Source organism: Solidesulfovibrio sp. (assembly GCF_029978005.1).
Classification (GTDB): Bacteria; Desulfobacterota; Desulfovibrionia; order Desulfovibrionales; family Desulfovibrionaceae; genus Solidesulfovibrio.
The window spans coordinates 112,009-124,980 of sequence record NZ_JARKOZ010000046.1 but is presented as its reverse complement, the minus strand read 5'-3'; the positions used below and the strand labels follow the sequence as shown (position 1 = coordinate 124,980).

The 12,972-nt window shown below is 59.9% G+C and carries 12 protein-coding genes; all 12 read left to right on the top strand.

The features are described from left to right. Window positions 1-56: 56 nt before the first annotated feature. Window positions 57-980 (top strand): alpha-1,2-fucosyltransferase, encoded by a 924-nt coding sequence (locus Q1K70_RS05350; RefSeq protein ID WP_300156630.1) that lies wholly within the window; start codon window positions 57-59, stop codon window positions 978-980. A 223-nt stretch (window positions 981-1,203) separates the two neighbouring features. Next, a complete protein-coding gene (locus tag Q1K70_RS05345) occupies window positions 1,204-2,025 on the top strand; it encodes an alpha-1,2-fucosyltransferase (RefSeq protein WP_300156628.1) in 822 nt (273 codons plus the stop codon). Then, complete coding sequence (locus Q1K70_RS05340) at window positions 2,022-3,038, top strand: glycosyltransferase (RefSeq protein ID WP_300156626.1); 1,017 nt, start codon at window positions 2,022-2,024, stop codon at window positions 3,036-3,038. The genes Q1K70_RS05345 and Q1K70_RS05340 overlap by 4 nt, the downstream gene beginning before the upstream one ends. Window positions 3,039-3,086: 48 nt before the next feature. Further along, window positions 3,087-4,514: a glycosyltransferase family 4 protein gene (locus Q1K70_RS05335; protein ID WP_300156624.1), complete on the top strand. Its 1,428-nt coding sequence runs from the start codon at window positions 3,087-3,089 to the stop codon at window positions 4,512-4,514. Window positions 4,515-4,537: 23 nt separating this feature from the next. Further along, window positions 4,538-5,476 carry an NAD-dependent epimerase/dehydratase family protein gene (locus Q1K70_RS05330; protein WP_300156622.1) on the top strand — a complete coding sequence of 313 codons (939 nt, stop codon included), beginning with the start codon at window positions 4,538-4,540 and terminating at the stop codon, window positions 5,474-5,476. Window positions 5,477-5,613: 137 nt separating this feature from the next. After that, the gene (locus tag Q1K70_RS05325) at window positions 5,614-6,102 is read left to right on the top strand and encodes a hypothetical protein (protein ID WP_300156620.1); all 489 of its coding nucleotides are present in this window, start codon (window positions 5,614-5,616) and stop codon (window positions 6,100-6,102) included. A 113-nt stretch (window positions 6,103-6,215) separates the two neighbouring features. Beyond that, window positions 6,216-7,031 (top strand): hypothetical protein, encoded by an 816-nt coding sequence (locus Q1K70_RS05320; RefSeq protein ID WP_300156618.1) that lies wholly within the window; start codon window positions 6,216-6,218, stop codon window positions 7,029-7,031. 128 nt (window positions 7,032-7,159) lie between these two features. After that, a complete protein-coding gene (locus Q1K70_RS05315) occupies window positions 7,160-8,002 on the top strand; it encodes an ABC transporter permease (RefSeq protein ID WP_300156616.1) in 843 nt (280 codons plus the stop codon). 1 nt (window position 8,003) lies between these two features. Then, window positions 8,004-9,317 (top strand): ABC transporter ATP-binding protein, encoded by a 1,314-nt coding sequence (locus tag Q1K70_RS05310; RefSeq protein WP_300156614.1) that lies wholly within the window; start codon window positions 8,004-8,006, stop codon window positions 9,315-9,317. Between the two features lie 489 nt (window positions 9,318-9,806). Then, window positions 9,807-10,796: a glycosyltransferase gene (locus tag Q1K70_RS05305; RefSeq protein ID WP_300156613.1), complete on the top strand. Its 990-nt coding sequence runs from the start codon at window positions 9,807-9,809 to the stop codon at window positions 10,794-10,796. Next, window positions 10,793-11,917, top strand: coding sequence for a glycosyltransferase (locus Q1K70_RS05300; RefSeq protein WP_300156612.1), 1,125 nt, complete (start codon window positions 10,793-10,795; stop codon window positions 11,915-11,917). Before Q1K70_RS05305 ends, Q1K70_RS05300 begins: the two co-directional genes overlap by 4 nt. Further along, on the top strand, window positions 11,904-12,938 hold the full coding sequence (locus tag Q1K70_RS05295) for a glycosyltransferase (RefSeq protein ID WP_300156610.1): 1,035 nt from the start codon (window positions 11,904-11,906) through the stop codon (window positions 12,936-12,938). The genes Q1K70_RS05300 and Q1K70_RS05295 overlap by 14 nt, the downstream gene beginning before the upstream one ends. The last annotated feature ends 34 nt before the right edge of the window (window positions 12,939-12,972 follow it).

Here is a 12,972-nt window from a genome sequence, read left to right as displayed (position 1 = left end):
CCGACAAAGCTGGGAGTTTACCCATGATTATTAAATAGCCAGAGTGAGGCTAGACCATGTGGGAAAAAATAGTTCAGTTTTTTAACCCATTGATGACAAGGAATAACAAAATTTGTTTAAAATTGCAGGGGGGGCTTGGAAATCAAATGTTCCAATACGCTGCCGCAAAGAATATTTCACTCTTAACAAACACCCCACTAGTTTTGGACATATCGTCATTTAGTGATGACCCATTGAGTCGTAAATATCGACTTTCTATTTTTAAAATCGGAGAAAAGATTGAAAAAAAACCTGGCATTGAAAATGACTTCAAATATAGGTATAATGACGATACAAGCATAAATTTCGATGCAAAATTCTTCAATACCAGAAAAAATACATACCTTTCAGGGTATTTTCAAAACGAACAGTATTTTTCGAGAATCTCAGAAACAATAAAAAACATTTTTTCGTTTTCTTCTGAAGTACATAAAGATTTTAAAAAATTGCACTCATTAATTTTGAATTCTGAATCAGTTTGTATTTTATTTAGACGTTGTGATTACACAGCAATACCAAAATACAAATCATTTCATGAAACATGTAATGCCGATTATTATTATACAGCGATAAAAAAAATACTCCAGTGTATACCACACCCAATCTTCTTTTGTTTCAGCGACGACCCTCAATGGGTTGAAGATAATATAAATATTCGCCACCCGATGCACATAATTGATTGGAAGAATTTATCTCCTGAAGACGCTGACTATACACAGCTATACTTGATAAGTTGTTGCAAGCATCATATCTTAGCAAATAGTTCTTTCGCTTGGTGGGGTGCTTGGCTATCTCCACACACAAAACAACAAATCTATGTTCCATCTTTATGGTACCGTCAGCCAGAATATCAACACATAAACCCTTCATTAAAAACATGGAATAAGATTGATGTTGATTTATACGGGCATGACAATTACTCGACCCTAGGCAATCTTTAAATCGAGATTTTTACAATTGTTTTTTGTGCGCAGAATAAATTTAGATGCCCCTCCTACAAGGCCATGAGAAAAAAATGACCGCGCCAATGGGCAAGTCACCAGTAGTTTTTAGCTTATGAAATTGAATTTTTTTGGGAAGAAGACCATTTTTATGGCTCCACGGCAAGCTATAGCAGAACGGCCGTTTGTCGTCGTACGCCTACTAGGCGGACTGGGAAACCAGATGTTTCAGTATGCCGCCGGTCGCGCGTTGGCAGCCAAGTTCGACGCCGGATTGGTGCTCGACATCCTGGACTATGCTCATGACACGCTACGCCATTACGAACTGAATCGTCTGTGCGTACAATGTCAAATTTACACCGAGAACGCGCCAAAGTACCTACCGCGCCGCCCTGGACGACTGCAAAAGCTCTTCGTGCGCCTGTCCGGCCGACGTCCCCGTGCAGTCTACTGGGAAACGGGCTTTAGCTACAACGCTGCCTTCGAAACCCTGCGCCCGCCGGTCTACCTGGACGGCTACTGGCAAAGCGAACGCTACTTCTGCGACATCGCCGACATCCTGCGCCGGGAGTTCTCCCCGGCTGCGCTACCGAGCGCCGCCAACGCCGCCCTACTCGAGCGCATCCGCGCCGACGCGGGCGCGGTCTCCCTGCACGTGAGACGTGGGGATTACGTCTCCAATCCAGTGACCGCAGCCTACCACGGGGCGTGCTCCCTGGAGTACTACCGTCGAGCCGTAGACCATGTGGCCGGACGCGTGACCGCCCCGCATTTCTATCTGTTTTCCGACGACCCGGACTGGGTGCGCGAGAACCTGCGCTTGGCGCATCCCTGCACGGTGGTGGACGGCAACGCCGACGACGGCGCGGCGGACATGGCCCTCATGCGGGCCTGCGCCCACCATGTCGTGGCCAACAGTTCCTTCAGCTGGTGGGGGGCCTGGCTCGGGGAGAACCCGGAAAAGATCGTAGTAGCGCCGCGCCACTGGTTCCGGGAGCCCAAGGACACCCGCGACCTCATTCCTTCCCAGTGGATCGCGCTGTGAACGCGCCCAAGGTCTCCGTGGTCCTGCCGGTCTACAACGGCGCGCTCTATCTGCGCGCCGCCGTTGAATCCATCCTCTCCCAGACGTTCGGCGACTTCGAGTGCATCATCATCGACGACGGCTCCCGCGACGAGTCCTACGCCGTGGCCGCCGCCATCGACGATCCGCGCATCCGGCTGCTGCGCCAGGAGAACACGGGGCTCGCCGCGACCCTCAACCGGGGAATTTCCCTGGCAAGGGGACCCTATATCGCTCGTCAAGACCAAGACGACCTGTCCGATCCTTGCCGGCTTGAACGGCAGGTGGCCTTCATGGATGCGCATCCGGACTGCGTCCTACTCGGCACCCGGGCCATCATCACGGTGGACGATGCGCCCACGGGCCGCTTCCACGATCACCCCGTCGACACCGCCATCCTCAGGCTGGATCTGTTGTTCAACAACCCCTTCGTCCACTCCTCGGTCATGCTGCGCCGGGACATGGTTCTCGCCGCCGGCGGCTACACCACGGACCCCGACCGCCAGCCGCCCGAGGACTACGAGCTGTGGTCCCGCCTGGCCAGGCGCCATGCCGTGGCCAACCTCCCGGAGCGCCTGGTGCATTACCGCGAGGTGTCGGGCAGCATGTCGCGGGCCGGCGCGAATCCCTTCCTGGACAAATTGCTGCGCATCAGCGCGGAAAACATCGCCCTGGCGGCCGGCCTGGCCGACGTTCCCCGGCCGGCGGCCGATGCCGCAGCCCTGATCCACGCCGCGCCGTCGCGCCTTTCACCCCAGGCCAACATCACGGCCATCCTGAAGCTGGTGCGCCGGGCGGCCGGCGGCATCGATCCGGACCGGCGCAACCCGGCCCTGTGGGCCAAGCTCGAATGGTACTGCGACAACCTGGCCCACCATTACGTCCGGGCCACGGGCCGGCCGGCCCCTCCGGGGCGCGGCGCCTGGGCCGTTTTCTGGCGGCGGGCTCTGTCCCGCAAGACCTGGCGACGGCTTTTGGGCCTTGCGCCGCAATGACCCGCGACGCCGGGCGGCCGTTAGGCCCCGGTGCGCCGAGGAACAGGCATGAAACTGCTTTTGTGCTGTGAATTCTATCATCCCAGCGTCGGAGGCGTGCAAGAGGTCATGCGCCAACTGGCCGAACGCTTCGTCGCCCGGGGCCACGACGTCACCGTGGCCACCACCTACCTGCCCCAGCGTCAGGGCGACCGTATCAACGGCGTGAAGATCGCCCCGTTCCGCGTATCCGGCAACCTCGCCCGAGGCCTCGAGGGAGAAGTCGACGCCTACCGCCGTTTCCTGGTCGCGGACAATTACGACGCCATCCTGGTCAAGGCGGCCCAGCAGTGGACCTTCGACGCCATGTGGGAGGTACTCGGGGACATCCGCTCCCGCAAGATCTTCATTCCCTGCGGCTTTTCCGGACTGTACGAACCCCTTTTCGCGGACTATTTCCGCCGCATGCCCGACGTTCTGCGGGCCATGGACCACCTGATTTTCTACGCCGAGGAGTACCGGGATATCCGGTTCGCCCGGGAGCACGGCCTGACGCATTACTCCATCCTGCCCAACGGGGCCAGCGAGGCGGAGTTCTCCGTCCCCACCGACCCCGGCTTCCGTGCCCGCCACGGCATCCCCGAGGATGCCTTCGTGTTCCTGACCGTGGGCAGCCTCACGGGCGTCAAGGGGCACCGGGAGATCCTTCAGGCGTTTGCGCGCATGAAGGGCTCGCCGCGCCCCCTGGTGCTACTGCTTAACGGCAACAGGCACGTCTCGCCGAGCTTTGCCAAGGCCACGCCCGTAGTGCAAAGCGGCCGGGAGGCCGCGCCCGCGCCGCCTCCCGGCCGCGCCACCCGGGCTCTGGCCTTTGCCCGGGCCTGGACCGAGGCATTTGCCGACGCCGGCCGGCGCATCCGGGAGGCAGGACGTCAGGACGGACCGGTCGCCGCAGCTTCCCTGGTGCGCGACATGGTCTGGCGCGCGGCGGCCAACAGCGTCGGCCTAGCCCGCCGCCTTTTTCGGCCGGCCGACCACGAACTGGAATACTACATCCGGCGCATCAACGCCGTAGCCGGTAAGAAAAAACGGGTGCTCCTGGCCGACCTGCCCCGCGCCGAACTCGTGCAGGCCTTTTTCAATGCCGACCTGTTCGTGTTCGCCTCCAATATCGAGTACTCGCCGCTGGTGCTCTATGAGGCAGCTGCCGCCGGGCTGCCTTTCGTCACGGTGCCCGTGGGCAACAGCGCGGAAATCGCCCGTTGGACCGGGGGGGGCTGGCTGTGCCCGGCACCGGTGGATCGCTGGGGCTACACCCGGGTGCGGCCGCGGGAACTGGCGCGTCACATGCGCCGGGCCATGACCGATCCCGCCCGCCTGGACAGTCTGGGCGCAGCCGGTCGGGCCAACTGGCGGGAACATTTCACCTGGGATGTCATCAGCCGGCGCTACGAAGCCATCTTGGCCACCACCGACGCCCAACGGCCCAACGCCTGACCGGTGTGGACGGGAGATAGCCCATGCGAAGTTGCATCTTCGGCGGAGCCGGCTTCATCGGCAGCCATCTGGCAGCCTCCCTAGCCGGCCTTGGCCGAGAAGTGACCGTGATCGGGCGCTCCCCTTGGCCGACCCGGATCCTCCCCGCGCAGGCACGCTACCGGCAGTGCCCGCAGTCCGGTGCCGGCGACTTGGCCCGGCTGCTCGAAGGCTTCGACGAACTGGTTGACCTGGCCTACGCCACAGTGCCCAAAACCAGTTTCACGGACCCCGTTTTTGATATCCAGGCCAACCTGCCCTTCGCCGTGCGCCTATTCCAAGCGGCCAGCGCCGCCGGAGTGGGCCGAGTAGTCATCGTCTCCTCCGGAGGTACGGTCTACGGCTTGGCCAGGACTCTGCCCATCGCGGAAACCCACCCCACCTCGCCGCTGTCCCCCTATGGCATCACCAAACTGACGATCGAGAAATACGCCTTCATGTTCCACCACTGCCACGGGCTGCCCGTGACCGTGGTCCGGCCCGCCAACGCCTACGGCAGCGGCCAGGACGCCCACAGCGGGCAGGGTTTCGTGGCGACGGCCATGGCCAGACTGGCTGCCGGCGAAGAAGTTCGCGTCTTCGGCCCGCGAGGCACCGTGCGTGACTACGTCCACGTGGACGATGTAGTTTCCGGCATCATCGCCGCGCTGTTGCGGGGGAAACCCGGCGAGGTCTACAATATCGGCACGGGCATGGGGCACGACAATATCGAAGTGGTGGAAGCGATCTGCCGCATAGCCGGAATCACCTCTGCCGACGCGCAGTTGCACCTGCTGCCGGCGAGACCCTTCGACGTGCCGACCAATGTGCTTGACGCCGCGAAATTGCGCCGCCACACCGGTTGGGAACCACACATCGACTTCGACCGGGGCATCGAACGCTGCTGGAAGGAACTTGCGACGCGAACATCAACCAAGGATTAACGAACGTGCACCCCCTCAGGAAACTGTTCCACCGCCTTGCTGCGGCCCGTAGGGAACGGCGCTACCGGGATTCCCTTCCCAGCCCTCTGCGACTACACCTGGGTTGCGGCCATATCCACGCCGAGGATTTCTGTAACGTGGATGTGCTGCTCACCCCCGCCGCGGACGTGGTGGACGACATCGCCGTTCTGCGCAAGTTCCGCAACGGCAGCGTTGCGGAGATCTACGCCTGTCACGTGCTGGAGCACTTCGGCCACGACCAGGTTCCGCTCATTCTCAGGCGCTGGCACGAGGTGCTGGCCCCGGGCGGCCTGCTGCGCATCTCCGTGCCCGACATGGACCGCATCGTGCGCATCTACACGGAAAATTTCGCGCACTTCCAGGTACCCGGCCACACGCCCTGGATCGGGCTCATCTGGGGCGGGCAGACCACGCCATACGATTACCACAAGACCGGCTTCAACCCCTGCTGGCTGCGACACCTGCTCACCCAGGCCGGCTTCGTGGACTGCGAGGAATACCCCCACGAACCCCATTTTGCCGGCCTCGTGGACGGCTCCCTGGCCCACGAGCCTTTCGGCCAGTTCCTGTCCGTCAACATGCTGTGCCGCAAGCTCGGGGCCTAGTGGCACACCGCAACCTTGACGCCGCGGGGCAGGTGCCTACGCCCTGAGACAGGCAACACTGCAACAATACAGCGAAACGCCATTACGGCACCACCATTCACGTAGGGATATACATGGAAAAATCGTTAATTGAATATCGGCATACTGGCTACAGCCAGTCCGGCGAGGAGGGCATCATCAAGCACATCGTTTTCATTCTCGGCATTAACAAGGGACTTTGCTGTGAATTCGGTGCTTGGGATGGCATCCATCTCTCTAACACGCGGGCGCTACTTGAAACAGGATGGCGTGGCCTACTCATCGAAGGCGACAAGGACCGCTTTAAGGACCTCCTTAAAACTTATCCTCCTGGGTCTGAAGGGATATGCGCCCTAGAGTTCGTTGACGGATCGACAAATTCTTTGGCCAAGATCGCATACCGCTATGGCATTACCGATCGCTTCGACTTTGTTAGCATAGATATAGACGGTCTTGACTTCGAGATATTCTCCTCTCTGAAGGAATTTACCACACCGCCACTTGTTGTCTGCGTGGAAGCCCACACCTGCCACATCGCGGACGACGAGACACCCGTGCCGCCCCGCCCTTCAGGCAGCGATCCTGGCCAACCCTTGGGTCGGTACGTAGCCGTTGGCAGGCAGATGGGCTACCGCCTAGTGGGCTTCCTTGGCACCAATGCCTTCTTTGTCCACGCCAACGCAGGCCACGAGAAGGAGCTACCGACCATTTCCCCCGTGGAGGCCGCCAAACTCAACTTCGCGTTAATTATGGAGAACAACTTCGCCCGAGAATACCTTTTTCGAGTTAACCTGGGCCTGGAGCCACCTTACCATAAATTTGGTAACCCGCTTTTCTCCCGCAAATCCTTGAAGCTCTCTCTGATCCGGGCTTTGCAACTACAATACCTTAATCACGCCGCCGGCAAGTAAGCTTGTCTGGTCTCCCACTTGCCGTGCCCTCGTCTTGACACGGCTGGAGGCGAAGGCTAGGGAGTCTCGGCGCGGTCTCTTTCTGGTCTTGACCTGACGCCAACAGCCGACTGCGAGATTGTCACACCATGCCCAAACCCTTGTCCGAAAACGCTCATGCCACGGTCATCGAGGCCGGCCACTTGGCCAAGGACTACTGGCGGGACATGTGGCAACACCGGGAATTCCTACAGGAACTCATCCTGCGCGACCTGCGGGTGCGCTACAAGCAGACCCTCATCGGCGTGGCTTGGGTGGCGTTGCGACCCCTCGTGACCCTATTGATCTTCTCCTTCGTCTTCGGAACGGTGGCCTCCATGGCCTCCAACGGCCTGCCCTACCCCCTGCTTGTCTTCGCCGGTATGTTGCCGTGGACCCTGTTCTCCAACATCGTCATCGACGTCAGCAACAGCATCCTTGGCAACAGCAGCATCGTGGGCAAGATATACTTCCCCCGCCTGCTCGTCCCCTGTGCCGCCGTGGGCATTAACCTCGTGGACTACGCCGTCTCCTGCCTCCTGTTCATGCTGTTTGCCATGGCAAGTGGTGTCTTCAACGGTCGGGGCCTGTTTCTCTTGCCTCTCCTCACATTATGGACGGTACTGCTCGCTTTCGGCTTCGGGTTGTGGGGCGCGGCCCTTAACGTACGTTACCGCGACTTCCGCCACCTCGTCCCCTTCCTGCTGCAGATCGGCATCTACATTTCCCCTGTGGGCTATAGCGCAACCCTGGTGCCTGAACGCTTCAAGATATTGTATTCGCTCAATCCCATGGTCGGCATCATCGATATGTTCCGTTGGTCGCAACTCGGCAGCGCCAGCCAAGTCTACCTGCCGGGCATGTTCGTTTCCATCGGCGTCACGATTTTTTTCCTCTGGACGGGATTGCGGTACTTCCGCAAGGTCGAAACCATGTTCGTGGATTATCTCTAGCATGTCCTACGCCGTCAAAGCCGAAAGCGTCTCCAAGACCTATCACATCAGCCATAAAGGGCGAAAAGTCACCTCGTTCCGCGAGGCCGTCGAACAGCGTCTGCGACGCCTCCAGGCCCGTCTCAGGTTGCGCGCCCTCCTGCCTGGGGAAAAAGAGGACCTTGCCGGCACAGAACCCTACAAGGCCCTTGACGACGTTTCCTTCGAAATCGCCCATGGACAGAACCTCGCCGTCATCGGCCAAAACGGTGCCGGCAAATCTACCCTGCTTAAAATCCTTAGCCGTATCACCGAACCCAGCACGGGGCGCATCACAATACATGGTCGGATCTCGAGTTTGCTGGAAGTCGGCACGGGCTTTCATCCTGAATTGACGGGGCGAGAGAATATCTTTCTCAATGGCACCATACTGGGTATGCCCAGGGGCGAGATCAAAAAGAAATTCGATGAAATCGTCGATTTTTCAGAAATAGAAAAATTTATCGATACACCTGTAAAATATTATTCCAGCGGCATGTATGTGCGCTTGGCTTTTGCCGTCGCGGCCCACCTTGATCCTGAAATCCTGATTCTTGACGAGGTACTTGCCGTCGGCGATTTGCGCTTCCAGCAAAAATGCCTGCAAAAGATGCAATATGTCCAAAAGGAAGGGCGTACGATCATTTTCGTAAGCCACAACATGCAATCGGTAGTTCAGCTATGTCCGCAGGCCATTCTTCTGGAAAAAGGGCGCATTCGCTGTTTCGGCCCCACGGCCAACGCCATCAAGGAATACATGGGACTGCCTCTTCTCACTGAGACAGACAACAAACTCCCAGACGTCATGGCGGTTTTCCAGCCCGACAAGCAGTTCGGCGATGCGTGCGCCGAACTGGTCGAGGCCTGCGTGCGCGACACGGCGGGAAATATCAGCGCAACGCACGCCATTGACAAGCCCATTTACTTGGAAATGCGCTATCGTGTCTTTGCTCCGGCAGACAGATATCTTGTTCCCAATTTCCATATTTACAATATGGAGAACATCCTGATCGGCGTCGTTAACCCCGCGAATGACATCATCGAAAGCTATGGACCTGGGCTCTATACTGCAACATGTCAAATCCCCTCACACCTTCTCAATGACGGCGTCTTTCGAGTCATGCTAGCGTTAAGTTCATTTCAGGATTACGTTATCATACATTTTTCTGCACCCTATGCGCTGACTTTCGAAGTAAAAGACGACTTGACAGACCTATCCTACCGCAACGGCTATATGCAATCCATTCCTGGCTTGGTTCGACCTCAATTGCAATGGACTGTTGAGCGGACCACATAAAAGCTGTCCTCCACACGGGCGAAAGGAGAGCGTAGCGCCCCTGTGACTATAAGGTGTACCGGCGTACAGTCATCTCGCATTATTGCGTCGAGTGCTAAAGTTGCTACAGAAGCAGACCTATTCATATACATGCCAATAGTTCCTCTACAAAAAACACCGTGAATTGCCGAAGAGTTCCCATCCAGAGACGGCCGATTTATTTAGTTCCGTCACAAAGTCCTTTTTGTAGACTTGCCTAAAGAAGAGTTCTACAAAAGGACCTTCTCTGAAATGTACGCCCAGACAAAATGAGAAATTACGAGTGGCTGGCTGCTGTCTTCCTTACGGATGCGTTCCTGCCCACCCTGGCTTTGTGTCTCCGATATTAAGACCACCGGCGATGTTTCAGCTTGAGACCGAGGAGATGCATATCCTTTCAAGAGCGGTTGCACGACATATTTGGCGGGACAACGACTATATGATTAAACGCTGGAAACTGGGCGGTCCTCGATGAACGGCACCCCGGCACTCTTGATCGGTCTGCCTGTCCACAACGGGGAGCGTTTTCTCGCCGAGACCCTGGAATCGCTCCTTGTCCAGACCGTAGAGGATTGGCGGCTGATCGCGGCGGACAACGCCTCCACAGATGGTACCGGCGAAATTCTCGAACGGTATGCTGCTCGGGACGGGCGCATACGCTATTTCCGTCATGCCGTGAACATTGGCGCGGCGAATAATTTTCGATTCCTCCTGGATCAGGCGGACACCCCATATTTCATGTGGGCTGCTGCCGACGACCATTGGGAACCCAACTTCATCCAGACCTGCCTCGACCAACTACGGGCACACCCGCGGCGCGGCATGGCCTTCACCGGTTTGGACAACACCGACTCCTGCGGTCGCCCCATACGACAATATCCCGACATTCCCGGCTTGGCCGGCAAGGCCTGCTTCCGTACTATCCGCCGGTATCTGCTTTCTCCAGAAGCATTGGGCAAGGCGAATCTCATATACAGCATTTACCGCACGCCTGTGTGCCGCAGGGCCATGGAGAAAAGTCCCATGCCCAACGTATGGGGATCGGACATGGCGTTCGTCCTCACGGCGTTGGCCGAGGCCGGAATCGCAATTCAGCCCCAAGTCCTTTTCCATAAGCGGTTAGTTCTCGAATCTGGAGATAGCCTATGCCAGGAAGGACCTTCTCCTTATCGACTTCTTGAGTTGTCCTGCCCCTTAGAACGGTTTCCTGAATACGCCGCCAGCCTGTTGTGCGGCTTGGCATGGACCCCATATTACCCTATGGCCCGCCTGGAACTCTGGCGACGGATGCGATTGCTGCATCGGCTTGACGACATGCGCCGAGGGCTTCCGTCGAGGCAGGTCAGGGCGCTACGGCACTTGCGGTGGTTTTTTACGGGACGCACGCCTTCCCTTGGTGATCTTCCATCATTTTCCGGAACTTCTCCCCCGGTGATGGGCAAGCGCAAGGGCGCTCCATGACTAGGCCAGCCGTCTCCGTCCTTCTGGCCGTACACAACGACGCGGCGCACATCCGGGAGAGCCTGTCCAGTCTCCTGGCCCAGACCCTTGCCAACATTGAGGTCGTGGCCGTCGACGACGGTTGCACCGACACCACACCCGCCATCCTTGACTTCATCGCCCGGGAGGACAGCCGCCTTCGTGTGCTGCACCGCATAAAAAGCGGCCTGGGTGCGAGCCTCAATGCTGCGGCCGCGGTTGCTGACGGCCGGCTTCTCGCCCGCATGGACGCCGATGACGTCAGCCTGCCCGAACGGCTGGCGCACCAGGCGACGTTTCTCGACGCTCACCAAGATGTGGCCGTGTGCGGCACGTTTTTGCGCACTTTTGGCGCTCCGCCCCGACGCATCGTGCGCCTGCCCACGGAAGATGCCGCTATCCGGGCCGAACTGCTGTTTTCCTGCCCGGTCATGCACCCCACGGTCATGCTGCGCCGGGAGGTGCTCGAGACCCTCGGCGGCTACGATCCGGCCGTCCGCTACGGCGAGGACTACGACCTCTGGGTCCGGGCCATGGGCCGGTTCGCCTTCGCCAACCTTCCCAGGCCGCTTCTGCGCTACCGCCGCCACGCCGGCCAGATGGGCGCGCGCCATTCCCAGGCCAAGCAGGCCGCCGCGCGCATGCGTTCCATGGGCAAGGCCCTGGCCCACCTGGGGCTGACCCCGACCGACGAGGACATCTCCCTGCACCACGCCGTGAGCCTCGGGCCGTGCCTGGGGCTGGCCATCCCCGACGACTGCGACTTCCTGGCCCAGGCCGAAGACTGGCTGACACGGATCGTCGCCGCCAACGACGCCGCAGGCTTCCTGCCCCGGGCCGCCCTGGCCTCGGTGATCGGGAGGTACTGGTATTTCGCCTGCTTCGGGGCCATGATCCACGACCGACGGGCTTTCGACCGCTACCGACGCTCGCCTCTGTCGCGCCTTGGCCGGCCCGACCCGCTCTCCCGGGCGGCCATGGTCCTTGGCGGACCTGGACGCATGACGCGCCCAGCGCGCATCGCCGCCCTAGCTCTGGACGCTTTCGGTCAGTCTCGCTTTAGCCGCCTCGAATCCGACGGAGGCGGAGATGCCCGCACCTAGGAAAAAGCTCGCCTTCGTCTACCGTAATCCCGTCCACTTCGTGCGCCTGGATTCCCGGCTCCTGGCCGAGGACTGGGACGTTACCGAGGTGCGCTTCTCCTTTTCGCCCCTTTGCCTGTGGCGGTTGTGGCGGGCCGTGGGTCGGTGCGACGTGGCCTTCGCCTGGTTCGGCAACGTCTGGGCCGCCCTGGCCGTTCTCTTCGCCCGGCTTCGCGGCAGGAAATCCGTGGTCGTGGCCGGCGGCTACGACGCCGACGTCGTGCCGGAAATCGGCTACGGCCTGCCGCTGCATCCGGTCCTGCGCCACTTCGCCCGCTACGCCTTCACCCGAGCCGACCTGGTGCTTCCCGTCTCGCCCTACATGGAGCGCAGGCTGCGGGCCTTTTGCCGCCCCAGGGCCAGCCTGCTCGTTCCTAACGCCGTGGACCTGCCCGACGTCGTCCCGGACCCGGCCGCCAAGGAAGCCTTCGTCCTCACCATCGGCCTCGTGCACCAAGGCAGTTCGCCCATCAAGGGCCACTACCTGTTCCTGGAGACCGCCGCCCGCCTGCCCGACGTGCCTTTCGTGCTCTACGGCCGGCAGATGGACGCCACGGCCGGGGAGCTGCGCCGGCTGGCCCCGCCCAACGTCGTCCTCGTGGACGACGCCGGCCGCGACAGCCTGCTGGCGTACCTGCTGCGGGCCAGGGTCTACGCCCAGTTTTCCGCCACCGAATCCTTCGGCGTGGCCCTGGTCGAGGCCATGCGGTGCGGGGCCACCCCCGTGGTCACGCCGCGCGGAGCCCTGCCGGAGATGGTCGGCGACGCCGGGATCGTGGCCCAGGGCATGGACCCCGACGCCCTGGCCCGGGCCGTGCGCCAGGCCCTCGACCGGGGGCCGGCCGTCAACGAGCGGGCAATGGATTTGGCAGGGGGCTACACCCTGGGCGCCCGTCGGCGGAGGCTGCGCCGCATGGCCGCCCTGCTCGGCTTCCCTCGGCAAGCGGACGGCTTGTCTTGCGCCCGGGGGCCGGGTAAGTAACCGGGGCTTTCCTGTCGCGTCGGAAACTCTGGCC

Coding starts and splice junctions, on each gene's coding strand:
- Q1K70_RS05310 (WP_300156614.1), top strand. CDS start 8,004: ATGTCCTACGCCGTCAAAGCCGAAAGCGTCTCCAAGACCTATCACATC.
- Q1K70_RS05345 (WP_300156628.1), top strand. CDS start 1,204: ATGTTTCAGTATGCCGCCGGTCGCGCGTTGGCAGCCAAGTTCGACGCC.
- Q1K70_RS05320 (WP_300156618.1), top strand. CDS start 6,216: ATGGAAAAATCGTTAATTGAATATCGGCATACTGGCTACAGCCAGTCC.
- Q1K70_RS05305 (WP_300156613.1), top strand. CDS start 9,807: ATGAACGGCACCCCGGCACTCTTGATCGGTCTGCCTGTCCACAACGGG.
- Q1K70_RS05330 (WP_300156622.1), top strand. CDS start 4,538: ATGCGAAGTTGCATCTTCGGCGGAGCCGGCTTCATCGGCAGCCATCTG.
- Q1K70_RS05295 (WP_300156610.1), top strand. CDS start 11,904: ATGCCCGCACCTAGGAAAAAGCTCGCCTTCGTCTACCGTAATCCCGTC.
- Q1K70_RS05350 (WP_300156630.1), top strand. CDS start 57: ATGTGGGAAAAAATAGTTCAGTTTTTTAACCCATTGATGACAAGGAAT.
- Q1K70_RS05315 (WP_300156616.1), top strand. CDS start 7,160: ATGCCCAAACCCTTGTCCGAAAACGCTCATGCCACGGTCATCGAGGCC.
- Q1K70_RS05300 (WP_300156612.1), top strand. CDS start 10,793: ATGACTAGGCCAGCCGTCTCCGTCCTTCTGGCCGTACACAACGACGCG.
- Q1K70_RS05335 (WP_300156624.1), top strand. CDS start 3,087: ATGAAACTGCTTTTGTGCTGTGAATTCTATCATCCCAGCGTCGGAGGC.